This window comes from Cypionkella sp. (genome assembly GCF_028290025.1).
Lineage (GTDB): Bacteria > Pseudomonadota > Alphaproteobacteria > Rhodobacterales > Rhodobacteraceae > Cypionkella.
Window position 1 is genome coordinate 1 of sequence record NZ_JAQGKQ010000001.1, and the last position, 22,402, is coordinate 22,402.

General features: G+C 60.4%; 21 protein-coding genes, 1 tRNA gene and 1 pseudogene. 12 read left to right on the plus strand and 11 right to left on the minus strand.

Going from position 1 to position 22,402, the window contains the following annotated elements; translation table 11 throughout:
- Both JWS10_RS00005 and JWS10_RS00010 read right to left on the minus strand, forming a co-directional pair.
- Positions 1 to 1,038: four-carbon acid sugar kinase family protein (locus JWS10_RS00005; RefSeq protein WP_299503601.1), on the minus strand; the 1,038-nt coding region annotated here is incomplete at its 3' end.
- A 16-nt stretch (positions 1,039 to 1,054) separates the two neighbouring features.
- Positions 1,055 to 2,224, minus strand: coding sequence for an acyl-CoA dehydrogenase family protein (locus tag JWS10_RS00010; RefSeq protein ID WP_299503605.1), 1,170 nt, complete (start codon positions 2,222 to 2,224; stop codon positions 1,055 to 1,057).
- A 216-nt stretch (positions 2,225 to 2,440) separates the two neighbouring features.
- On the opposite strand from JWS10_RS00010, the gene JWS10_RS00015 reads away from it, so the two are divergent.
- The 3 genes from JWS10_RS00015 to JWS10_RS00025 all read left to right on the plus strand — a co-directional run bounded on the left by JWS10_RS00015 (position 2,441) and on the right by JWS10_RS00025 (position 7,585).
- Positions 2,441 to 4,618 (plus strand): thiamine pyrophosphate-dependent enzyme, encoded by a 2,178-nt coding sequence (locus JWS10_RS00015; protein WP_299503607.1) that lies wholly within the window; start codon positions 2,441 to 2,443, stop codon positions 4,616 to 4,618.
- A 37-nt stretch (positions 4,619 to 4,655) separates the two neighbouring features.
- Entirely contained in the window at positions 4,656 to 6,272 is a 1,617-nt protein-coding gene (locus JWS10_RS00020) for an ABC transporter substrate-binding protein (protein ID WP_299503608.1), read from the plus strand.
- A gap of 68 nt (positions 6,273 to 6,340) precedes the next feature.
- The gene (locus JWS10_RS00025; RefSeq protein WP_299503610.1) at positions 6,341 to 7,585 is read left to right on the plus strand and encodes an aminotransferase class III-fold pyridoxal phosphate-dependent enzyme; all 1,245 of its coding nucleotides are present in this window, start codon (positions 6,341 to 6,343) and stop codon (positions 7,583 to 7,585) included.
- A 101-nt stretch (positions 7,586 to 7,686) separates the two neighbouring features.
- Here the strand turns inward: JWS10_RS00025 and JWS10_RS00030 are convergent, their stop codons facing one another.
- Complete coding sequence (locus JWS10_RS00030) at positions 7,687 to 7,842, minus strand: hypothetical protein (RefSeq protein WP_299474434.1); 156 nt, start codon at positions 7,840 to 7,842, stop codon at positions 7,687 to 7,689.
- Here JWS10_RS00030 and JWS10_RS00035 point away from each other — a divergent pair.
- Together JWS10_RS00035 and bfr are read left to right on the plus strand one after the other, a co-directional pair.
- Positions 7,792 to 8,037 carry a (2Fe-2S)-binding protein gene (locus JWS10_RS00035; RefSeq protein WP_299474431.1) on the plus strand — a complete coding sequence of 82 codons (246 nt, stop codon included), beginning with the start codon at positions 7,792 to 7,794 and terminating at the stop codon, positions 8,035 to 8,037. The genes JWS10_RS00030 and JWS10_RS00035 overlap by 51 nt on opposite strands.
- Positions 7,985 to 8,470: a bacterioferritin gene (bfr, locus tag JWS10_RS00040; RefSeq protein WP_299474422.1), complete on the plus strand. Its 486-nt coding sequence runs from the start codon at positions 7,985 to 7,987 to the stop codon at positions 8,468 to 8,470. Before JWS10_RS00035 ends, bfr begins: the two co-directional genes overlap by 53 nt.
- Positions 8,471 to 8,650: 180 nt before the next feature.
- Here bfr and tdh read toward each other — a convergent pair whose 3' ends face one another.
- From tdh to pdxH, 8 genes are all read right to left on the minus strand, one after another.
- Positions 8,651 to 9,676, minus strand: coding sequence for an L-threonine 3-dehydrogenase (gene tdh, locus JWS10_RS00045; protein ID WP_299474425.1), 1,026 nt, complete (start codon positions 9,674 to 9,676; stop codon positions 8,651 to 8,653).
- On the minus strand, positions 9,673 to 10,863 hold the full coding sequence (locus tag JWS10_RS00050) for a glycine C-acetyltransferase (protein WP_299503611.1): 1,191 nt from the start codon (positions 10,861 to 10,863) through the stop codon (positions 9,673 to 9,675). The genes tdh and JWS10_RS00050 overlap by 4 nt, the downstream gene beginning before the upstream one ends.
- A 151-nt stretch (positions 10,864 to 11,014) precedes the next feature.
- Positions 11,015 to 11,575, minus strand: coding sequence for a helix-turn-helix domain-containing protein (locus JWS10_RS00055; RefSeq protein ID WP_299478940.1), 561 nt, complete (start codon positions 11,573 to 11,575; stop codon positions 11,015 to 11,017).
- Between the two features lie 105 nt (positions 11,576 to 11,680).
- Positions 11,681 to 13,090: a YdiU family protein gene (locus JWS10_RS00060; RefSeq protein WP_299503612.1), complete on the minus strand. Its 1,410-nt coding sequence runs from the start codon at positions 13,088 to 13,090 to the stop codon at positions 11,681 to 11,683.
- A gap of 114 nt (positions 13,091 to 13,204) precedes the next feature.
- A tRNA-Pro gene (locus JWS10_RS00065) sits at positions 13,205 to 13,281 on the minus strand.
- Between the two features lie 138 nt (positions 13,282 to 13,419).
- Positions 13,420 to 13,824 carry a DUF192 domain-containing protein gene (locus tag JWS10_RS00070; RefSeq protein ID WP_299503613.1) on the minus strand — a complete coding sequence of 135 codons (405 nt, stop codon included), beginning with the start codon at positions 13,822 to 13,824 and terminating at the stop codon, positions 13,420 to 13,422.
- A gap of 59 nt (positions 13,825 to 13,883) precedes the next feature.
- Entirely contained in the window at positions 13,884 to 14,411 is a 528-nt protein-coding gene (locus tag JWS10_RS00075) for a cold-shock protein (RefSeq protein WP_299478931.1), read from the minus strand.
- Positions 14,412 to 14,528: 117 nt separating this feature from the next.
- Complete coding sequence (pdxH, locus tag JWS10_RS00080; protein ID WP_299478928.1) at positions 14,529 to 15,131, minus strand: pyridoxamine 5'-phosphate oxidase; 603 nt, start codon at positions 15,129 to 15,131, stop codon at positions 14,529 to 14,531.
- 110 nt (positions 15,132 to 15,241) lie between these two features.
- Between pdxH and fabI the strand changes: the two genes are divergently transcribed.
- The 7 genes and pseudogenes from fabI to JWS10_RS00115 form a co-directional block, all read left to right on the plus strand.
- The gene (gene fabI, locus JWS10_RS00085; protein ID WP_299478946.1) at positions 15,242 to 16,072 is read left to right on the plus strand and encodes an enoyl-ACP reductase FabI; all 831 of its coding nucleotides are present in this window, start codon (positions 15,242 to 15,244) and stop codon (positions 16,070 to 16,072) included.
- Positions 16,069 to 16,683: a LysE family translocator gene (locus JWS10_RS00090; protein WP_299503617.1), complete on the plus strand. Its 615-nt coding sequence runs from the start codon at positions 16,069 to 16,071 to the stop codon at positions 16,681 to 16,683. The genes fabI and JWS10_RS00090 overlap by 4 nt, the downstream gene beginning before the upstream one ends.
- Positions 16,684 to 16,756: 73 nt before the next feature.
- Positions 16,757 to 17,260, plus strand: coding sequence for a xanthine phosphoribosyltransferase (gene gpt / locus JWS10_RS00095; RefSeq protein ID WP_299503619.1), 504 nt, complete (start codon positions 16,757 to 16,759; stop codon positions 17,258 to 17,260).
- Between the two features lie 481 nt (positions 17,261 to 17,741).
- Positions 17,742 to 18,251 carry a DUF2127 domain-containing protein gene (locus JWS10_RS00100; RefSeq protein ID WP_299503621.1) on the plus strand — a complete coding sequence of 170 codons (510 nt, stop codon included), beginning with the start codon at positions 17,742 to 17,744 and terminating at the stop codon, positions 18,249 to 18,251.
- Positions 18,252 to 18,736: 485 nt separating this feature from the next.
- Positions 18,737 to 19,915: an aminotransferase gene (locus tag JWS10_RS00105; RefSeq protein WP_299503623.1), complete on the plus strand. Its 1,179-nt coding sequence runs from the start codon at positions 18,737 to 18,739 to the stop codon at positions 19,913 to 19,915.
- Positions 19,916 to 19,988: 73 nt separating this feature from the next.
- The gene (locus tag JWS10_RS00110; RefSeq protein ID WP_299503626.1) at positions 19,989 to 21,866 is read left to right on the plus strand and encodes a peptidylprolyl isomerase; all 1,878 of its coding nucleotides are present in this window, start codon (positions 19,989 to 19,991) and stop codon (positions 21,864 to 21,866) included.
- Positions 21,867 to 21,916: 50 nt separating this feature from the next.
- A pseudogene (locus JWS10_RS00115) lies at positions 21,917 to 22,402 on the plus strand (anthranilate synthase component I); the annotation flags it as partial.

Sequence of the window (22,402 nt, forward strand, 5' to 3'; positions counted from 1 at the left end):
CCCTTTGGCAATGCCGCCCAACAGGCACTCGGATCGCTGCGCAGCACCTGCGGCCCCCAGCACCGCTTGTGTGCGCGCCACCCCGGCAGGATCGGTCGCGGTCGAAATCGCAAACGGCTCTGCCCCGATAAAAGGTTCAGCCCATGCCAGCGCCGCCTCAATCTGGTCAGCGACCGCGCACGGGTGCAGCAGGTCAACCGTCAGCATCGGATGCTGCACCGCGAACGCGGCAAGCTGGGCCAGAACCACCGGGCCGACACTGCCTGCAATCACCGCTGCCGGGCCATCGACGTGGCGTAAGTTGGCGGCCGCCATCGCAGGGCTGCGCGCGGCGAGCGCCTTGGCATAGCCCAAAATCAGCGGATCGCTGGCCACCACAACGGCATCTTCGGCCAGCGCCACCGCCGTGCTCACCGCGACATCGCCGTCATCGCTGGTATCGGCCAACACATACCGCGACCCGCCTGCCACCAATCCGGCAAACGCCGCGCGCGCCGCAGCTTCGCCCTCAAGCAATATCCGGTGCGGCAGCAAGGCGACGGGACTGCGGGTTTGGCGCGACAAAAAGCGCACCAGATCAGGATCGCTCATCGGCGTATGCGGATCGTGGCGCTTGATCGAGTCGGACACCAGCCTGCCGCGATAGAACAGATAGCCCTGATGCACCGTTGCATTGAAGGCAGGATAACCCGCGCTCATCAGCACCGCCGCACCGCCGCGCCGATCCGAAAGCAGATCTGCGGCCGGACCAATATTACCGTCTTCGGTAGAATCGAACGACGCGCAGGCTTTATAGGCAATCCGGGTGCAGCCTGCGGCCTCCAGCGCCTCGGCCCCGGCTTGCACTTCCGCCATCGCCTCGGCCAACGGTTTCACCCGGGTGCGGGTGGCAAGGATCAGCACCGCTGCATCCGGCACCGCCAGTGCAGCCTTGCGATCAAAGATCACCGCCGTTCGAACGCCTGCGGACTCGAGATAGCCCGCCACCATCAACGCACCGGTATAATCGTCGGCAATGATGCCCAAGACCGCTGTCATATCTTATCCCCGACCCTCAACCCTCAAACGTCGCGGCACCTGAACGCCGCTCGGCTGTCATCTCGCGCGCAATGATGATCTGCTGGATCTGCGAGGTGCCCTCGTATAGCCTGAAAAGCCGCACATCGCGGTAGAAATGCTCGACCGCAGAGGCTTGCATATAGCCCGCGCCGCCGTGAATCTGCACGGCGCGATCTGCAACCCGACCCACCATCTCTGAACAAAACAGCTTGGCCGAGGCCGCCTCTTGAACAATGCGCTGGCCGCTGTCGAACATCCGGGCGGCTTCGAGCACCATAGCGCGGCCCGCGAAAGTCTCGGTGCCGCTGTCGGCCAGCATTGCCTGTATAAGCTGATGCTGCGCAATCGGTTTGCCAAATTGCACCCGAGCCTTGGCGAAGGCCACCGATTCATCGCACAGCCGTTGCGCCGCCCCGACGCAGACCGCCGCAATATGCAGTCGCCCCCGGTTCAGCACCTTCATCGCGGTCTTAAAGCCACGCCCCTCGACGCCGCCAATCACCGCATCCGCAGATACGCGGCAGTCTTCAAGGATAACGTCGCAGGTGCGGGTGCCGCGTTGCCCCATCTTTCTGTCAACCGGCCCAAGGCTAAGGCCGCGGCTGTCGGCTGGCACCAGAAAAGCCGTCACGCCCTCCGCATCTTGACCCCCGGTCCGCGCCATCAAAGTGAACACATCAGCCACCGGCGCATTGGTGATGTAACGCTTAGTGCCGTTCAGGATATAGTCATCGCCGTCACGCACCGCCCGCGTGCGCACCGAGGCCGCATCCGAGCCTGCATCAGGCTCTGTCAGAGCGAATGATCCGATCACCGATCCGGTCGCCATCTTCGGCAGCCAATAAGCCTTTTGCTGCGGCGTGCCATCCACGATGATCCCCTGCGAGCCGATGCCGTTATTGGTGCCAATCACCGAGCGAAACGCGGGCGAGGTATAGCCAAGCTCTAGCGCGATGGTGACTTCTTCTTCCATCGTCAGGCCCAGACCGCCGAATTCTTCCGGAATCGACAGACCGAACAGCCCCAACTGGCGCATTTCTGCGATCAGCGCGGCTGGGATCAGATCGTCGTTCTCGACCTGCGCTTCCGCAGGCATCAGCCGCTCGCGCACAAAGCGGCGGATCGTCACAACCAAGCTATGCAAAACCTCAGCGTCGCGTATCATTTCTCCACCTCAGTTGTCCTGGCCGCAGCGCTAAGATTTTTGTTGCAAGCTGACGCTGACACAGCTTATGGTGCCTTTCAACCGAAAACGGAATTTAATTCCACAAACATGAATCGGTCTGACGCAGTGACATTTTCCTTCCTGTCGGCCAATTTGACTCGCACCTTGAACTTGATGCTCGACTACCCGGAATGCGGCTCCGAACCAGAGGTCTAGATGGTCCGACACATACCCCTCGCTGCGTCCGCGCCTTGGTTCCGTCTGGAGCTTGAGCAAAGCGATTGGGCCAATGAGGCAGACGAAGACCTCGCGAATTGGTACGCGCAAATGCTGCTGATCCGCCGCTTTGAAGAGCGTTTGCTAGAGCTTGAAAAGGCCGGCCTGATCCACGGCCCCGCTCATGCGAGCATTGGCCAAGAGGCTGGCGCTGTAGGAGCAATGTCGGTGCTTGGCGCCGCAGACAAGATCAACGGAACCCACCGCGCCCATCACCAAGTGCTGACCAAGCTGGTCGGCAGCGTGGTTCCGGCGGATTTCGACATCCGTAACGACAGCTTCACCCCGCAAATGGATGCCGCCGTCTACCGTTTTATGGCGGAAATCATGGGGCTAACGCCGGGATATTGCGGTGGTCGGGGCGGCTCGATGCACATGCGCGATGCCAGCGCCGGGGTGGTTGGCACTTCAGCCATCGTTGGTGGCAACCCGCCCCATGCCGTAGGCTACGCGCTCGCCGATAAGATTTTGGGGCGCAAACACATCTCGGTGACGTTCTTTGGCGATGGTGCTGCCCAAGCCGGTGCCACCTATGAGGCGATGAATATTGCCGCCGCCCAAAGCGTGCCGGTCATCTTCTTTATCGAAAACAACCTTTACGCCGTGGCAACCCGGATCAATGAAGTCACCCGCGAAACCCGCATTTCCTCGCGGGGTGCTATGCTGGGGATTGCCTCGATTGAATGTGATGGCATGGATGTGGTGGCGGTGCACCGCGCCATGCAAGAGGCGCTTCGCATCATTGATAAGACCGGCGGCCCGGTTGTGGTCGAGGCGCTGTGCTACCGGCATTTGCACCAAAGCGGCAGCCGGACCGGCAGCGACTTTGGCTACCGCAGCGCCGATGAAGAAGCCGAATGGAAGGCTCGCGACCCGATTGTGCTGGCCGAAGCGCGGCTGACCGCCCTTGGCGTGCTTTCAGCGGAGGCATTGGCCCGCATTGACCAGATCGTTACCGCCAGTGTGGCCGCCGCAGCAGCCAAACTGACCGAGACGGTTCCGGGCGGCAACGCCCTACGCATTCCGGCCGATCTCTGGCCCGACCCTGCCACGGTGGATCACGGCATTCTGGGAGATTTGTCCGAACTTCGTGGCCTGCGTCAGCTGACACATGCAGATATGACCTCGGGGCAAACCGAAAAGGTCAAATTCGTCACCGCTGCGTCAGAAACCTTGGCTGCGGCGATGGACCGCGATCCTCGGATCGTCGTGTTGGGCGAAGACGCGCACCAGATGAAGGGCGGTGTCAGCGGCTTTACCAAGGCCGCGCTGGAACGCTGGCCCGAGCGTGTGCTGGCGATGCCGATTGCTGAAAACGGCTTTACCGGGGTGGCGCTGGGCGCGGCCCTGAACGGATTGCGGCCAGTGGTAGAGATCATGTTCGGCGATTTCTGCCTTGTTGCCGCCGATCAGATTGCCAATGGTGTTGGCAAAGTCCGCCATATGTTTGGCGGCGATTTCCCAGTGCCATTGGTAATGCGGGTGCGGGTTTCTCCACACACCGGCTATGGCTCTCAGCACTCGGGCGATCCATCGGCGCTGTTTAGCATGTTTCCCGGTTGGCGCATCGTCTCGCCCTCCAATGCCTTCGACTACATCGGCCTGATGAATTCTGCCCTGCACTGCAACGACCCCGTCCTCATCATCGAGCATACCGAGCTATATCAGCGCGAGTTTGAGGTGCCCAAGGGTGACCGTGATTTCTGCATTCCCTTCGGCAGCGCGCGCGTGGTTCGGACAGGTCGAACCTGCACTGTGCTCGCAACCTCAGTGATGGTGCAAAACAGCCTGCGCGCGGCCGAGGAATGCGGCGTTGATGCCGAGATCATTGACCTGCGCAACCTGGATCATTTCGGCATGGATTGGGCAACGATCGGCGCTTCGATTGCCAAGACCGGGCGCGTGGTGATCGCCGAACAAACCGCCCGCAGCCTGTCGATGGGCGCCACTTGGGTCGCCGAGATTCAAGAGCGCTTTTTTGACAGCCTTGATCACGAGATCATCCGCGTAACCGGAAGCCTCGCCTCACCAACGGTTTCGTCGGCCCTCAACCGCGCCGCATTAGCCACCAGCAACGATGTCAAAAAAGCCCTCATCACCCTTGCGGAAACAAGCTGAGCAACAGCGGCCGCATTCACTTCAACAGGAGAGAAGAATGAAGTTTTTGCCTCTACCCCTCACCCCGCGACGCATGGCGAAAGCCGCGCTGATGTCGCTCGCCTTGGCCACCGCCATCCTTGGCATAAAGCCAGTCACCGCAAACGCTCAAGAACGCGCCCTTGTGATTGCCCGCGACATGGACGTCAACTCGCTCGATCCAGCCCGCGCTTGGTGCGATACCTGCCAAATCTATGACACCGCCGTTTATGAACAGCTCGTCACACTCGACAAAGACAACAAGCTGCAAGCGCTGCTGGCCACCAGCTGGGAAGCCAATGCCGATCAAACCCAGTTTACCTTCAAACTGAACCCAGCCGCGAAATTCTCTGACGGCTCTGCTGTCGAAGCCAAAGACGTGAAATGGTCGTTCGAGCGGGTGAAAAACATCAAGGGCAGCGGCTCTTTCCTCGCCGAGCCCATCACTGGCATCGAAACGCCAGACGCGCAAACCGTGGTCGTGACCCTGAACAAGCCGAACTCTGAGTTCCTCAACCAAGTCGCTGCGGGCTTTCTGGGCGTGATAAACAGCGATGTTGCCAGCGCCAACGGCGCGCTGTCAGATGCCACTGCGGTTGATAAGGACACCTCCGAAAACTGGTTCCTGACCGCTTCGGCAGGCAGCGGCCCGTTCGTTCTGGCATCCTATGAACCAAACGCCGAACTGCGCCTTAAACGCAACGATGCTTACTGGGGCAAACCTGCGGGCGTTCCCGAAGTGGTGTTCCGTCAGGTCAAAGATGCGGTGGCGCAGGCGCAGATGCTGCAATCAGGCACGGTTGATATTGCGATGCAGATCGACCCGGAGACCGCCAAGACGCTAGAAGGCACCGAGATTGTGGTCGAACGGGTGCCCTCATTCAACTTCGTCTATATTGCGATGTCGCCCGGGGCGAAGGCTAACACCGTGCCACTGACTGCCGACGTGCGCGAGGCGATCTCGATTGCCATCGACCGGACCTCGCTGATTGACTTCACGCTGGGCGGTGCAGGGCGTCCAATGGCTGCCCCTATCCCACTGGGCTTTCCCGGTGGGGATGGTCATCCAATCCCGGAATATAACCCCGAACGTGCCAAGGAACTGCTGGCCAAAGCCGGTGTGCCAGACGGTTTCACCATCCAATCCACCTATCCTGACTTGAACGTTTACGGCGTTGATTTCTCGTTGATGATGCAGAAAATCCAACAGGATCTGGCCAAGGTCGGCATCAAGGTCGAGCTTTCGCCCGTGCCTTTTGCCAACTGGCGCGAAGTCGCCAACGGCGATCATATTCCGCTGACGGCGGTGTTCTTCGCCCCCGACTTCTTCGGTTCGTCTCAATATGTTGACGTCTTCGGTCTGGCCGAAGGCTCTGTCTGGGCGAAACGCGCCGGATCTGCCACCGATCCCTCCATCGTCAACCCAAAAACCGCCGAGCTGATGGCCAAAGCCTTGGCCGCGCCGACGCCGGAAGAAGCCGACAAGCTGTGGTTTGAGGCAGGCACAATGATGGCCGAGGCCCGCATCATCGTGCCAATGGTCAGCCCCGATCTGATCCTCGCATACGGTCCGACGATCAAAGGCGTGCGTTACAGCGCCTGCTGCAATCTGCCGCTGGCAGAGATCACCAACTGATCTTATAAATCACCGGGGGCCATCGCGGCCCCCGGAAGACGTCCCGTCATTTACGCTGGAGAACCTCCGTGAGCCTCGATCTGCCAAACAGCCGTGATACCGAACTTCTATCGCGGGCGCGCCGCGTGGTGCCCAATGGCATATGGGGGCACATGGCCACCCGCTCGATCGGGCCGGGCTATCCGCAATTCTTCTCGCGCGCCGAGGGCTGCCGAGTTTGGGATGCCGATGGCAATGAATATGTCGATTTCATGTGTGCGTGGGGGCCGAATGTGCTGGGCTATGGCCACCCCGAGGTGAACGCCGCCGCGCAGGCTCAGATCGCCAAAGGCGACATCGGCAACGGCCCAACCGAGGTGATGGTTGAACTGGCCGAGCTGCTGGTTGACACCATTGATCACGCTGACTGGACGTTGTTCCAGAAAAACGGCAGCGATGCGACCACGGTTTGCGTGACCATCGCCCGCGCTACCACCGGACGCCGCAAAATCCTCGTGGCCAAGGGGTCGTATCATGGCGCTGTGCCGTGGTGCTCGCCCTCGATGGTCGGCGTGACGGCTGAAGATCGCGCGCATATCGTGCAATACACCTACAATGACATCGCCAGTCTCGAAGCCGCCGCCGCCGCTGCCGGGGATGATCTGGCCGCCGTCCTGATCACCGCGTTCAAGCATGACGTGCAGATTGATCAGGCGCTGCCCGAAGCCGACTTTTTAGCCCGCGCCCGCGCGCTTTGCGACACCACGGGTGCCGCGCTGATCTGCGATGATGTGCGGGCGGGCTTCCGTCTGAACGTGCGTGGCAGTTGGACCGCTTACGGCATCAAGCCCGACCTCGCCGCCTATTCCAAATCAATCGCCAACGGCTGGCCCTTGGCGGCAGTTGCCGGCGCCGAAGCCTTCCGAGGCGGCGCCGAAAAGATATTCACCACTGGCTCGTTCTGGTATGGTTCGGCTGCGATGGCGGCGGCCGTGACCACGATCAAATTGCTCCGCGACACCAACGCGCTGGCGCATACCGAAGCCATGGGCACGTTGTTCCGTGATGGCCTCTACAGCGCCGCCCGCGCGCATGGCTACAAGCTGCGCCAGACCGGCCCGGTACAAATGCCGATGGTGTTGTTTGACGGCGACCAAGATCTGCGGCTTGGCAACGCGTTTTGCACGGCTGCCCTGCGCCACGGGCTTTACATGCATCCGCGCCACAACTTGTTCCTCTGCGCCGCCCATCAACCCAGCGACATTGAACAAGCTCTCGATGCTGCAAGCGCCGCGTTCCGCGATCTCGCCGCCGCTGGCCTGTGCGTCGAGTAATCGCCGCAAACCCAAAGCGCAGGCCAGAGGCAGTTAGCAGCTAGGCGATGGGTTTGCGCATCCCAACTAAAAGAATCAGGTTTACAATCTTTACGCTTTTGCTAGGTTATCCGCACACGCCGCCTTTCGACAGCCACGGTGCCTGAATGATCGTCTGCCAATGCCAAGCCATCTCGGATCATGACATCCGCGCCGCCGTCGATTGGATGCGCGCCGCCGACCCCGACACCATCATTACGCCGGGAAAAATCTATCATGCGCTCGGCAAGCGCGCCGATTGCGGCGGCTGTATGCCCTTGTTCCTTGACACGATGCGACAATCTGCGAATTTTGGGGTGGGATCGGCTGATCAGCCGGGCCATAAGATCCCGAATCTTCGCAGCGTGAAAGGAATGTCCTATGCAGGGCGACCCAAAAGTAATCGAGTATCTCAACGCGGCTCTGCGGTCTGAACTGACCGCCGTTAGCCAATACTGGTTGCATTACCGGCTGCAAGACGATTGGGGCTTGGGCCATCTGGCAGCAAAAAGTCGCGCCGAAAGCATCGAGGAAATGCACCATGCTGACCGTTTGATCACGCGGATCATCTTTCTGGAAGGCCATCCCAACCTGCAAAAGCTGGACTCGCTGCGCATCGGCCAGACCCCCCGCGAAACCCTGGAAGCTGACCTCGCCGCCGAGCATGAGGCCCGCACCCTTTATATCGAAGCGCGCCGCTACTGCGACCAAGTCGGCGACTTCGTCACCCGTTCGCTGTTTGACGAGTTGACCGCAGACGAGGAAGGCCACATCGACTTTCTGGAGACGCAACTCAGCTTGCTCGGTCGTTTGGGCGACGAAAAATACGCCATGCTCAACGCGAAACCTGCCGATCAGGCGGAATAGATTCTGCGCAGCCAAGCGATTTGGCGCGACCAACATTGGCCAAGACAGCTACCGAGTTAACCAAGAAAGGGCAGGCATTTTCGCCTGCCCGCTAATTCTGCAAGGTTAACAAACCGTAAACGACCCCCACTTAACCCCTTGATTTCACTTAAACGTCACCGTTGTCCGCACGTGGACACCTCAAGCCCAGTCCAGCACCACCTTGCCCGACTGCCCCGACCGCATCACCTCAAACCCGGTCTGAAACTCATCCACTCCAAAGCGGTGCGTGATGACTTTTCGCACGTCCAGCCCATTTTCCAGCATCGCGATCATCTTGTACCAAGTCTCAAAAATCTCACGCCCGTAAACACCCTTGATCGTGATCGCCTTGAACACAATCCGGCTCCAATCCACGGGGGATTTCCCCGGCGGAATCCCCAGCATCGCGATCTTGCCGCCCATCACCAGCGCATCAATCATCTGATCAAGCCCACGCTGATTGCCCGACATTTCCATGCCAACATCAAAGCCCTGCACGATCTTCAGCCGCGCCATCACCTCCCGCAAATCTTCGGAAGCCACATTCACCGGCGTTACATCTGCCACCTCCGCCGCCAACTTCAACCGCGCCGGATTAATATCCGTAATCACCACATGCCGCGCCCCGACATGCCGCGCCACCGCCGCCGCCATGATGCCAATCGGCCCCGCCCCGGTGATCAACACATCCTCGCCCACCAGATCAAACGACAGCGCCGTATGCACCGCATTGCCCAGCGGGTCCAAAATCGCGCCGATCTCGTCATCAATGCTGTCCGGCAACGGCACCACATTGAACGCAGGCAACCGCAGATATTCCGCAAAAGCCCCGGGCTCATTCACCCCAATGCCGCGCGTGGCCGGATCAAGATGGAACTTCCCCGCCCGAGATTGCCGCGAAAGTTTACCAATCAAATGCCCCTCACCCGAGCAGCGCTGCCCGATCGACAGCCCCTCAACCAAAGCGCCCTTCGCGACGATCTCGCCCGCAAATTCGTGCCCGGTCACGAGGCCCACAGGCACCGTCCGCGCCGCCCATTCATCCCAATTCCAGATGTGAATATCGGTGCCGCAAATGCCGGTTTTCTTGACCTTGATCAGCACATCTTCCGGCCCGATCTCCGGCACGGCACGCTCTTGCATCCACAAACCAACTTCGGGCTTGGCCTTGACCAAAGATTTCATCGGATCGCCCTCACTTCTTTGCCCGCAGCCTCGAACGCCGCCAGCGCAAAATCCAAATCATCCGTGGTCAGCGCCGCATTCATCTGCGTGCGAATTCGCGCCCCACCGTGCGGCACCACCGGATAGAAAAACGCCGAAACCATCACCCCGCGCGCATCCAACGCCCGCGCAAACGCCTGCGCCAGCGGCGCATCGCCGAGCATTACTGGCACAATCGGATGCTCACCGGGCAGCAGCCTAAAGCCAATCGCCTCCAACCCCGCCCGCCAATAGGCCGCGTTGTGGAACAGTTGCGCCCGCAGATCGTCCGCCGCCTCAACGATATCCAGCGCCACCAAAGCCGCCCCAACCACCGCAGGCGGCAGCGCATTCGAGAACAAATACGGCCGCGCCCGTTGCCGCAGAAGGTCAATCATCGGCTGCGGTCCGGCGATATAACCGCCCAAAGCGCCGCCCAAAGCCTTGCCCAAAGTTCCGGTCAAAACATCAACCTTCACGCCCGCATGAGCCGCCGTTCCGCGCCCCTGCGGCCCCATAAATCCGGTCGCGTGACAGTCATCCACCATAGTCAGCGCACCGTATTTCTCGGCCAGAGCAGCAATCGCGCCCAAGTTGGCGAGGGTGCCATCCATCGAAAACACCCCATCCGTGGCGATCATAATAAAGCGCGCACCATCCGCGACCGCCTTCAGCAACTGCACCTCAAGATCAACCATGTCATTGTTCGCAAACCGATAACGCTTGGCCTTGCACAGCCTCACCCCGTCAATGATCGAGGCGTGGTTCAGACTGTCCGAGATAACCGCGTCCGCTTCGCCCAACAAAGGCTCAAACAACCCACCATTGGCATCAAAACATGCGGCGAACAGGATGGAATCGTCCACCCCAAGATAAGCCGCGATCCGCGTCTCTAACTGGCGATGCAAATCCTGCGTCCCACAAATGAACCGCACCGAGGCCATGCCAAAGCCGTGGGTATCCATCGCGGCCTTCGCAGCCGCAACCAGCCGAGGATCATCCGCCAGCCCCAGATAATTATTGGCGCAAAGATTGAGCATCTCACGCCCCGCCACCCGCACCCGAGCGCCCTGCCCGGCCTCAATCAACCTCTCGCGTTTCATCAGCCCCTCGGCCTCAATCCCAGCAAGTGTATCGCGCAAATGATTAAGAAATCGTGTATCTGTCATGGCAGAATTTCCTCCAACTTAACGGATATAACGCTGGATCAAAGCGAAAGTCAATATAACGGAAATACATCCGCTAAAACGGATTGCATTTCACATTGGCCCAAATATCCTGGGGGTCTGGGGGCTAGCCCCCGGTCCCGCCCAGCCAATTTCAACTGTCCTGAACGATCAGCAACGCCCGCGCAGCACCGCTTTCCGCCGCAATCGCGTGGTCGCGGTCCGCCGGATAGCGCGCCGTATCGCCCGGCCCCAACACTTGTTCATCCTCGCCCGAGCGCACCCGGATTTGCCCCTCAATCACCGTCAGATGTTCCCGGCAACCCGGGCTGTGCGGCTCTGACTCCAGTAAGCCATTGATCGCCAAGCGCAAATCATAAACCTCATGCTCGCCCACAGCATCGGCGGGCGACAGGATGCGGATCGACACACCACGGCCGCGCCCGCCGATCACCGGCGCAGCCCCGGCGCGAATAACTTCGATCCCTGGTTCTGGCCGCCCCTCCAGCAGCCCTGCGAAATCCACCTGCAACGCTTGCGTCAAATTCCACAAAGTCGCCACCGTGGGCGAGGATTCGCCACGCTCAATTTGGCTGACCATCGAGCGGCTAACCCCCGATAGCTTTGCCACCGCATCAAGGCTTAAGCCCCGCGCTTTACGCGCCTCACGCAGCGAGGCTGCCAATCTGTCATGGATGTCCGACCTCGGGTTCATCGCGACACCCTGCCTAGACGGAAGCGATCCGTCAACGCCCACCCCGACACAACGATGATTTCCGCGCGGAAATCGCACACGCAATTGGCGAGGATTCCGCGCTATTCAGGTGCCGCAATAGGTCACATAACGCCCGAAACCCGTCGGCGCAGGCAAAGTGAACGCCTCGCGCCCCGCCTCTGCGCCAAACGGGTTCTGGATCTGCGCCAGCAATGCATGAAACGGCTGAAGGTTGCCCGCCGTTGCTGCATCCAGCGCCGCCTCGACCAGATGATTACGCGGCACAACCGCCGGATTAACCGCCCGCATCGCCGCCGCCGCGTCACCACGCAACCGAGCCCGCCAGCGCGGCAGCCACGCCGTCACCAAGCCCGCATCCTCGAACAGCGCCAAATACGCCGTCTCCTCCGATACCGCCCCCGACAATCTCCGAAACGCCAAGGTCCAGTCAACGCCCTGAATAGCCTCAAGAAAATCATCCGCCAGCGCGCCATCACCCGCGTCTTCGCCAAGCAGCCCCAGCTTGCCGCGCATCACCGCGACCCATTCCGTGCGATAGAGTGCCGCGATCCCATCCAGCCGCGCGTTCGCCAAATCAACCGCCTTCTCTGCGTCCGCGTCGAAAAACGGCAACAACGCCTCGGCCAGTCGCGCCAAGTTCCACCCCAGAATCAGCGGCTGATTGGCGTAGGCATAGCGGCCCTGCCGATCAATCGAGCTGAACACCGTTCCCGGCGCGTAGCCTTCCATAAACGCGCACGGCCCGTAATCAATCGTCTCACCTGACAGCGCCATATTGTCGGTGTTCATCACGCCATGAATGAAGCCAACGCCCATCCATTGCGCGATCAACCGCGCCTGCGCCGCCGCCACCGCATCGAACAACCCCAGCGCCCCCGAAACCGCCGGATAATGCCGCGCGATGGTATAGTCCAACAATGTCCGCAGCTTATCCATCTCGCCACGTTTGGCAAAATACTGAAACGTGCCGACCCTGATATGACTGGCAGCCACCCGAGCCACCACCGCACCCGGCAGTTGCCCCGCCTCGCGCAGCACAGTCTCACCCGTCGTCACGACAGCCAAAGACCGAGTCGTAGGGATACCCAACGCCGCCATCGCCTCAGAAATCAGGTATTCCCGCAGCATCGGCCCCAAAGCCGCCTTGCCATCGCCGCCACGCGAAAATGGCGTGCGGCCAGAACCTTTCAGCTGCAAATCCCAGCGCCGACCGTCCGGTCCAAGAAACTCGCCCAGCAAATGCGCCCGCCCGTCGCCCAAAGTCGGGGAATAGCCGCCAAACTGATGCCCCGCATAGGCCAAAGCCGCAGGCTCGGCACCTTGCGGCACCACGGCCCCGGAAAACCAGCCCACCGGATCGTCAATCTGTAAACCCAACTCCGCCGCGAGCGACTCGTTCAGCACCACCAAAGCGGGCGCAGGCGCGACATCCGGCGCTTGCCGCAAATAGGTGCCGGGCAGATCGCGCAGATAGGTATTGTCAAAGTGGATCATAAGAGGACTCCTTTGGCATAGATATGGTTCAACCCCAGCGGTCGGACAAGCCGACGCATCAACTGCCGCGCGCCACGCGCATCAAACTTGCGATAGGTTGAGCTTTTGGGAAATTGGTCGGGGCGAGAGGATTTGAACCCCCGGCCCTCTGGTCCCAAACCAGATGCGCTACCAGACTGCGCTACGCCCCGACTGATAGCCTCATACCCGGCTTTATCGGGATTGAAAAGTCGCTAAAGCATCTCGTCGCAATCAATCTTCAACAATAGAAAAAAACTTTGACCTGCCAGCTTCACACCCGATGCCGCCGCGCTTAGCCGCGCCCTACGTTATTCGTCACATCCCCATGCGGCGAGCGATTGATCCAACGCCGCACTTCGCATCACCGACCCGGGCGCAATTCCCATGCGCTTGGCCAGGCCGCCGTTGATCTCCAGCACAATCGCCACGCCCGGCCCGCCATCAATCGGGGTTTCATCCTGCGGCGCAGCATTGCTATGCACCGCGGTCACCAAACCAGTCCGATCGGCAAACACCATATCCAATGGCAACAGCGTGTTTTTCATCCAGAAATAGGCGTGTTTCGGCTCGTCATAGACAAACAGCATCCCAGAGGATGCCGGCATCTTTTCACGAAACATCAGACCTTGGCTGCGCTCGGCTTCGTTATCGGCGATTTCCACCGAAAACCGCTGCACTCCAGCCGGCCCGCGCAGTTCTACCGTATTGGGCATACAATCCGCCCGCGCTGCGCCAAAAGCTGCAACGCAGGCGAAAACCACAGCCAGACCGATCAGTTGTGAACGGAAGCTTCCCAAGACAACACCTGCACTGCCATACGCCCGCGCTTGCCCTCAACGATGCGCAGGCAAATCGCCTCGCCCGCCGAGAGGTCCGCAAAACCAGAGTGGCGCAGCACTTCGACATGCACGAAAACGTCTTCGTTACGGCCAAACACGTTGGCGAAACCAAAACCTTTGCCCTTGTCGAACCACTTCACCCGTGCCGGTTCCATCGGCAAGACTGCGATTTCCTCCGGAGTGGTTTGCTCGGTGTCTTCGCCCAAGGGGAATACCAATCCCGCCGGAGGTTCAATTTTCAGAACCTCCATCGCTTGCACACCCCTTTGAGTATGCTGCACCTTCACAGTGATTCCGGCCCCATCGGCGACCGAGCTTTGACCATAATTACGCAGCACGTTTGCATGTAACAATATGTCCCCAGAGTGGCCCTCTGCGACAATAAAGCCAAAACCTTTGGCCGGATCGAACCACTTTACGAGGCCATGCAGAACTTGCACGTCCATTTCTTCATCATTCATCGAAGGACCGTTTCCCCAGATAGAGCCCCTAAGGCTTAGTCATGCAGGAATCTTATCACAGGTTGCAAGCCTATTTGTTATGCAATTTTGCACAGACCATTTCACGCAACGTGAAATTTACGGGTTAAGCCGTGAAATTTCCCAAGAATTATCAACGGTTTGCCGCGACCAGCGAAAGCGATCATGCAACCTAAATGCGCCATCAGCCCAAAACTCAATCTCTAGGGGCGCAATGCGAAAACCGCCCCAAAACGGCGGTCGCGTGGGATTCGGCCCTTTTGCTGCCGTAATTTTCGCGACTTCAGCCATCAAATGCAGCCGCGAAGACAACGGTTGTGACTGATCAGACGCCCAAGCCCCCAGCCGCGACTTCAAGCTGCGGCTGGCATAATATGCGTCCGCTGGCGCGCCTTCCTCACGGCTGACCAACCCGCGCACCCGGATCTGCCGCCGCAAAGATTTCCAATGCAGCACGAACGCGGCTTTGCCCGAAGCATCCAATTCCCGCCCCTTGGCCGAGCCATAATTGGTGTAAAAGACAAACGCCGCAGGCTCTATATCCTTAAGCAAAACCATGCGCACATTCGGCAGTCCTTCCGGGTCCACCGTCGCCAACGCAATTGCGTTCGGATCGTTCGGCTCGGTAGCCTCAGCCGCCGTTAACCAAAGTTTCGCAATTGCAAACGGGTCATCACCCGCGAAAATACCGCTTCTGTCCATGATCTTCCTATCTGGCGATATGCCGCACCCTTGATGCAGTCCAGCCTTTCGCCTACACAGCTTGTTCAGGAAATAGGGTGGACGGGGAAGACCGAATGTCAACTGGACTCGTGACGGGCCCGCTTATGGCGGGCAAACGTGGGCTGATCATGGGGCTGGCCAATGACAAATCCATCGCTTGGGGCATCGCCCAAGCCATCGCCGCCCAAGGTGCCGAGATTGCATTCTCGTATCAGGGTGAGGCGCTGAAGAAGCGCGTCGAACCCCTCGCAGCCTCAATCGGCATGAACACTTTTGTCGAATGCGACGTGGCAGACGAAGCCTCCATCGACGCCTTGTTCGCCCATCTGGCAGAAATGTGGGGCAAGATTGATTTTGTCGTCCACGCCATCGGCTTTTCGGACAAGAACGAGCTGCGCGGTCGTTATGTCGATACCAGCCGCGCCAACTTCCTGATGACGATGGATATCTCGGTCTATTCCTTCACCGCAGTTTGCAAGCGAGCCGCGGCGATGATGAACCACGGCGGCAGCTTGCTGACCCTCACCTATTACGGTGCCGAGAAAGTCATGCCGAATTACAACGTCATGGGTATCGCCAAGGCTGGGCTTGAAGCCTCCGTCAAATATCTCGCCGAAGACCTTGGCAAAGACGGCATCCGGGTCAACGCCATCTCGGCAGGCCCGATCAAATCGCTGGCGGCCTCCGGCATCAGCGACTTCCGCTATATTATGAAGTGGAACGAGCTGAACTCGCCGCTGCGCCGCAATGTCACACAAGAAGAAGTCGGCAAGGCATCCTTGTATCTGCTGTCCGATCTCGGCTCTGGCACCACCGGTGAGAACCTGCATGTTGACGCAGGTTATCATGTGGTCGGCATGAAAGCCGTCGATGCCCCCGATATCGCCGCCGTGACGCCTGCTAAGACCAGCGGGCAATGACCCTAAGCGCTTTCATCGCCGTTGCCCTGCTGCATCTGATGGCCGCGATCAGCCCCGGCCCCGCCGTGCTGATGTCAGCCCGCACCGGCGTCACCGAAGGCTTGCGCACCGGGTTTTTCTTGGCGATGGGCATCGGCATCGGCGGCGTGATCTGGGCGATGGCGGCGCTTTTCGGCCTCAATCTGATCTTCCAAGCCGCCCCCGCCCTGCTTTACGCCCTCAAGATCATCGGCGGCCTCTACCTGATCTACATGGCATGGGGCATGTGGCAGGCTGCCGATCAGCCGCTCGACATGGCGGAAACCACCCGCCCGCCGCGCAACGCCCTGTCAGCGTTCCGCCTTGGCCTGATCACCCAACTCGCCAACCCCAAGCCCGCCGTGCTGTTCTCGGCGATCTTCGTCGGCACTGTGCCACCCCACACCCCCGCTTGGGTCTACGCCGCCCTGCTCACGGTTGTGTTCCTGAATGAGACGATCTGGAACACCCTCGTCGCCCGCGTATTCTCGTTCCACCGCTCCAAAGCCGCCTATATCAGCCTGAAATCTATCATCGACCGCTGCTTTGGCGGTATGCTCGCTTTACTTGGCCTCAAAATCGCCGCCACCTAACCATTCAGCTGCTCATTAATATCCCGGCGGCGCGGGGGCTGGCCCCCGCTCTACGCCACACATAGGAGCCACCATGAACGACCGCCTCCCCCACGAAAAAGGCTTCCACGTCTCTTGGGATCAAATGCACCGCGACAGCCGCGCCCTCGCGTGGCGGCTCGACGGCAAAGGTCCGGACAATGGGCTGTGGAAAGCCGTTGTGGGCATCACCCGGGGTGGCCTCGTGCCCGCGATGATTGTGGCCCGAGAACTCGACATCCGCCGCGTCGATACGATCTCGATCAAAAGCTACAACCACCAAACCCAAGGCGAGCCGCATGTCATCAAAGCCCCGCAAGCCGATCTGATGGGCGACGGCACCGGCATCCTGATCGTCGATGATCTGGTGGATAGCGGCAAAACCCTTGAGGTCGTGCGCAAACTCTACCCGAAAGCGCATTTCGCCACCGTCTATGCCAAACCGAGCGGCAAACCGCAGGTCGATAGCTACATTACCGAGGTCAGCCAGGATACTTGGATCTTCTTCCCGTGGGATATGGCGCTGCAATACGTCCAACCCTATCGCGGCGCGGATTGATCCCCGGCCCACCTCTGCCAAGACGCCGACACATACCAAGTTTCTTGACGCACCTCGCCCCCGTGCTAGGCTGGCAAAACCGTCATGTCTGTTGAGGTGGCCATGCGACTCGCACTTGTTCTGCTGCTTGCGCCATTGTTGACAACAGGCTGCGCAGCCCCGAATGCGTCAAGCACAACCGTGGCCCCGCCGCGTCAAAACATCACCATGCCAAAGTCTGAAGATGATCTTGCTGGCCGAGGCATGGGCTTTCAGGTGGCAAGCCCATACCCTAACCCAAGCTGCTCCGGTGTTCGGCGCATCCGACTGATGGCAGCGATGCAAGTACACGCGCTCATCACAACACGCGCGCCGCGTCTAATCCTCTTGCAACGTCTGGCTGACTTGCGCCATATCCAGCGGACAATCTGAAAGGCCGCCCGCCCATGTCCCGCCCCTTCTACCCCACGCCAAACGCGGTTCTGCACGGCTGGCAGGCGCTTTGAAACGTCCCACCCGCCCCAGCAAAGCCCGCGTGCTGCACTGGCTTTTTGAGACCAGCTTGGCTATCAAGGGCTTGCTGTGTTCTGCCGAGTTTCTGGCGGGCGTCGGCCTGCTGCTCGCCCCCAACCCGCTGGTCGCCCGCCTGCTCTATTGGCTGACGCATTTCCAGATTGCCGAAACCCCGACCGATACTTTAGCCGCCTGGACCCAGCGCGCGATGGAGGGGTTTCCTGTCGCAACCCAAGACTTCTACGGCTGGTATCTGCTGCTGCACGGCGGCTTGAAACTGGCGATGGTGGTGATGCTTTGGGCGCGCATTCTGTGGGCCTACCCCGCCGCAATGGTGGTGCTATCGGGCTTCGTGATCTACCAACTGTTTGAATTCCTGCACAACGGCTCACCCTTCTTGCTGATGCTCGCGTTCTTCGACCTGCTGATGATCGCGCTGGTCTGGCAAGAATACAAAGCACTGAAAGTCAAACGCAGCACCAAAGCCGCCGCGCTCTAGAACCTGTCTCATTCCCACCGCACCTACAATAACCACGCCGTCCCGCCCTGAGCAGGGCCTCGCGGGTGGGCTCAGAGAACGCCGGCCCCGGCGCAAGGGCCGGGGCGGAGTGGCGAAAGGCTCAAAGCCTGCGCATTGCTTCAAGGCGGCCTCGTATAAGCCAACGTCACACCTGCCCGCAACGCTTGCCGCTTCGACCCGCACTGCATCCGTCAGACTGACGCGCATAGCATGACCTCCGGGCAAGCCGCCCACCACTAACCTTGCTCTGCCGTCGCATGTAACCACGCGGCCCCGGCCCTGAGCCGGGGCCTCCTGCTCTTGGGCAACGGATGAGACCCGGCTCAGGGCCAGCGAACTATTTGACCAGTTTTCCCAAACCCATACCCCACCCAAACGCTTCCCGCTTGAACTCGCGCCTGCATCAGTCGAGACTGCCGCGCAATGCAATGACGCCCGGCCAAGCGGCTGCCAAGGAGGCCCCTATGATCCATCCCCTCAACCCAGCCATGGCAGCCACCGATCCGCCTCCGGTGATGGAAGCCCGTCGGTGGCTTAACGGCGTTGCCTTCCCGCCCGAGCGCCCGCTGATCAACATAAGCCAAGCCGCCCCGGTCGAAAGCCCGCCGCTCGGCCTGCGCCAAGCCCTCGCCGATGCCGCGCTGAACAACCCCGAAGCCCACCTCTACGGCCCGGTGCTCGGCCTGCCCGCCTTGCGCGCCGAGGTCGCAAAACAATGGTCGCAAGCTTACGGCGGCACGGTGCTGGAAAGCCAAACCGCGATCACCCAAGGCTGCAACCAAGCCTTCTGCGCCGTGATGTCCACCCTCGCAGGCGCGGGCGACGAAGTGATCCTGCCGACCCCGTGGTATTTCAACCACAAAATGTGGCTGGATATGCAAGGAGTTAAGACCGTCCCCCTCTCCGCTGGCCCCGGCCTGATCCCCGAAGCTGAAGCGGCAGCAGCCCTCATCACCGACCGCACCCGCGCCATTGTGCTGGTCAGCCCGAACAACCCCGGCGGTGTCGAATATCCCGCCGAAACCCTCACTGCCTTCCGCGACCTCTGCCGCTCCCGTGGCCTCGCCCTGATCGTAGATGAGACCTATCGTGACTTTGACAGCCGATCAGGCCGCGCCCATGACCTATTTACCGACCCCGACTGGCACGACACCCTGATCCAACTCTACAGCTTCTCCAAAGCCTACCGCCTCACCGGCCACCGGGTAGGCTGCGTCACCGCCTCCGCCGCCCGCCTGTTCCAAATCGAGAAATTCCTCGACACCGTTGCGATCTGCCCCAGCCAACTCGGCCAGATCGGCGCACTCTGGGGAATGCAAAACCTAAGCCAATGGCTCGCAGGCGAACGCGCCGAAATCCTGTCCCGCCGCGAAGCCATGGTCGCAGGCTTCAAAGCCTTGCCCGATTGGACGCTCCTAGGCTGCGGCGCCTATTTCTCCTATGTCGAACACCCCTACCCCACAGCCTCCGACACCCTGTGCAAACGCCTCGTATCTGAGGCCGGCCTGCTGATGCTCCCCGGCACCATGTTCCAACCCGACGGCTCCGAGGCAGGCAAACGCCAAATCCGCATAGCCTTCGCCAATGTAGATCAGACAGGCATCGCCGAGACCTTCCGCAGGCTGGCGGCGTTTGAAGGATAAACCCCCCACCCTTGCCCCCATCCACTCAACCGCTTAGACAAGCGGCCAAACCTTTCTCAAGACAGGCAGACCCATGGCCAAGGCACCAGTTTCCTCCGACGACGCCCCGAAACGCAAGCGCCGGGGCGCGTCCGTTATGGTTTGGGTGCTGATGGCCATGCTGATTGGCGGTTTGGGCGGCTTTGGCGTCACCAACTTCGGGAGCGGCACCGCCTCGATCGGCACGGTTGGCGATCGCAAAATCGACGTCAACGACTACGCCCGTGCGCTGCGGCAAGCGATGGATGCGTTCTCCAAACAAATCGGCCAGCCCGTCACCATGCAGCAAGCCCAAGCCATCGGCCTTGACCGCCAAGTGCTGCAACAAGTCATGGACCGAGCCGCTTTGGACAACGAGGCTGACCGCATCGGCCTCTCGGTCGGCGATGCCACCGTCGCCAGCAAAGTCTCAGCGATCCCCAGCTTTCAGGGCGTCGATGGCTTTGACCGCGCCGCCTACCGTGAGGTTTTGCGCCAGAATAACCTCACCGAATCCAGCTTCGAGTCCGGTCTGCGCGCCGATACCGCCCGCCAACTGCTGCAAACCGCCATCACCAGCGGCCTTTCGACGCCGCAAACCCTGACGGATACCATTGCGGCTTGGGCAGGTGAGCAGCGCGGCTTTACCCTGCTGCGGCTGACAGAGAAATCCCTGACTACCCCGATGCCGCCGCTGACCGATGCCGACTTGCAGGCCTATTATACCGCCCATATCGACGCCTTCACCCGCCCCGAGGCCAAGCGGATTTCCTATGTCGCGCTGCTGCCGGAAACCATCGCCAAAGACATGCCGCTAGATGAAGCTGCCCTAAAAGCCACCTACGTCTCGCGACTTTCCACCTACATCATCCCGGAAAAACGCCTCGTCGAACGCCTCGCCTTTGGCACCGATGCCGAAGCCGCAGCCGCAAAGGCCCGCATCGACGCAGGCACCTCGTTCGATGATCTGGTGAAAGAGCGTAACCTAAGCCTCGAAGACGTTGACATGGGCGATGTCTCACAAAAAGAACTGGCCGAGGCTGGTGCCGCCGTATTCGCGCTGAAAGATCCCGGCGTGGTAGGCCCGTTCCCGTCTCCGATCGGCCCCGCCTTGTTCCGCATGAACGCCATCCTCACCGCGCAAGAAACCACCTATGAGCAAGCCAAACCCGACCTGGCCTTAGAGCAGCAACTCGAAGCCGCCCGCAAAGTCATCGCCGACAAAGTCGAAGTGGTGGACGACGCGCTCGCCGGCGGTGCCACCCTCGAAGATGTTGCCAAAGAGCAAGGCTTGACGCTGGCTACCACCGATTTCGCACCCGGAGCCGACGATAACGACCCGATCACCAACTACCAAGGCTTCCGCGACACCGCTGCGAAACTGGCTGAAGGCGATTTCCCCGAAGCCATCCTGCTCGACGATGGCGGCCTTGTGGCGATGGAGTTGACCAGCACCGTGCCACCGACGGCTATCCCGTTTGACAAGGTGAAAGAGAAAGTCACCACCGCCGCGCATGACGCCGCTTTGACCAAGGCGCTGTCGGATGAGGCCACCCGCATCAAGGCAGGCGTCGAAGCCGGTGCCAGCTTGGGCAGCTTTGGTATCGTCACCCGTATTGCAAAAATCGACCGTCAAGGCGTGGTGAAAGATGCCCCTCCTGCACTGCTAGAAGCAGTGTTCAAGATGGCCCCCGATGATCTGCAAGTCATTGAAGCGCCGGGATATACTGCCGTCGTGCAGCTGAACAGCATCAGCCCGGCCCCCACCACGGGCGACGATGTGACCGCGTTGCGTGATGCAATCTCGGTCAATGCAGGCCGCGCGATTTCGGATGACGTGATGAAACTTTACACCACGGCGCTGACCACTTCCGCCGGGATCACGCTGGATCAAGCCGCGATCAGCGCGGTGCATACCCAGATGAACAACTGATCGCCCACTCCGATCAGCCATAAGACCAATCTCGAACCCAAGGCCGCCCGATGAACCTTCTGCCGTCTTTTGAACAGTTTGAGGCGGCTTGGGCAAAAGGCGCGAACCAACTGGTTTACGTCCGCCTTGCCGCCGATCTCGATACTCCGGTGTCGCTGATGCTGAAACTGGCCGAAGCTCGCACCGACACCTTCATGCTGGAGTCTGTCACAGGCGGTGAGGTGCGTGGCCGCTATTCCGTGGTTGGCATGAAGCCCGATCTGATCTGGAAATGCCACGGCACCACCGCCTCAATCAACCGTGAAGCCCGGTTTGATCCGCAGTCCTTCACCACCCTGACCGGCCCTCCGCTGGACTCCATGCGCGCGCTGATCGCGGAATCCCGCGTTGATCTGCCCGATGGCCTGCCCGCGATTGCGAGCGGTCTATTCGGCTATCTCGGCTACGACATGATCCGCCTTGTCGAACACTTGCCCAACGTCAACCCTGATCCTTTGGGCTTGCCCGATGCCGTGCTCATGCGCCCCTCGGTGGTC

Bases quoted from the DNA above. Each gene is read 5' to 3' on its own strand.
- JWS10_RS00035 (WP_299474431.1), top strand. From the start codon at position 7,792: ATGCGCGCCGCCGACCCCGACACCATCATTACGCCGGGAAAAATCTAT.
- JWS10_RS00055 (WP_299478940.1), bottom strand. From the start codon at position 11,575: ATGAACCCGAGGTCGGACATCCATGACAGATTGGCAGCCTCGCTGCGT.
- pdxH (WP_299478928.1), bottom strand. From the start codon at position 15,131: ATGGACAGAAGCGGTATTTTCGCGGGTGATGACCCGTTTGCAATTGCG.
- JWS10_RS00050 (WP_299503611.1), bottom strand. From the start codon at position 10,863: ATGACAGATACACGATTTCTTAATCATTTGCGCGATACACTTGCTGGG.
- JWS10_RS00030 (WP_299474434.1), bottom strand. From the start codon at position 7,842: ATGATAGATTTTTCCCGGCGTAATGATGGTGTCGGGGTCGGCGGCGCG.
- bfr (WP_299474422.1), top strand. From the start codon at position 7,985: ATGCAGGGCGACCCAAAAGTAATCGAGTATCTCAACGCGGCTCTGCGG.
- JWS10_RS00070 (WP_299503613.1), bottom strand. From the start codon at position 13,824: ATGCCCAATACGGTAGAACTGCGCGGGCCGGCTGGAGTGCAGCGGTTT.
- JWS10_RS00060 (WP_299503612.1), bottom strand. From the start codon at position 13,090: ATGATCCACTTTGACAATACCTATCTGCGCGATCTGCCCGGCACCTAT.
- JWS10_RS00110 (WP_299503626.1), top strand. From the start codon at position 19,989: ATGGCCAAGGCACCAGTTTCCTCCGACGACGCCCCGAAACGCAAGCGC.
- JWS10_RS00075 (WP_299478931.1), bottom strand. From the start codon at position 14,411: ATGAATGATGAAGAAATGGACGTGCAAGTTCTGCATGGCCTCGTAAAG.
- gpt (WP_299503619.1), top strand. From the start codon at position 16,757: ATGAACGACCGCCTCCCCCACGAAAAAGGCTTCCACGTCTCTTGGGAT.
- JWS10_RS00020 (WP_299503608.1), top strand. From the start codon at position 4,656: ATGAAGTTTTTGCCTCTACCCCTCACCCCGCGACGCATGGCGAAAGCC.
- JWS10_RS00010 (WP_299503605.1), bottom strand. From the start codon at position 2,224: ATGATACGCGACGCTGAGGTTTTGCATAGCTTGGTTGTGACGATCCGC.
- JWS10_RS00015 (WP_299503607.1), top strand. From the start codon at position 2,441: ATGGTCCGACACATACCCCTCGCTGCGTCCGCGCCTTGGTTCCGTCTG.
- tdh (WP_299474425.1), bottom strand. From the start codon at position 9,676: ATGAAATCTTTGGTCAAGGCCAAGCCCGAAGTTGGTTTGTGGATGCAA.
- JWS10_RS00105 (WP_299503623.1), top strand. From the start codon at position 18,737: ATGATCCATCCCCTCAACCCAGCCATGGCAGCCACCGATCCGCCTCCG.
- JWS10_RS00090 (WP_299503617.1), top strand. From the start codon at position 16,069: ATGACCCTAAGCGCTTTCATCGCCGTTGCCCTGCTGCATCTGATGGCC.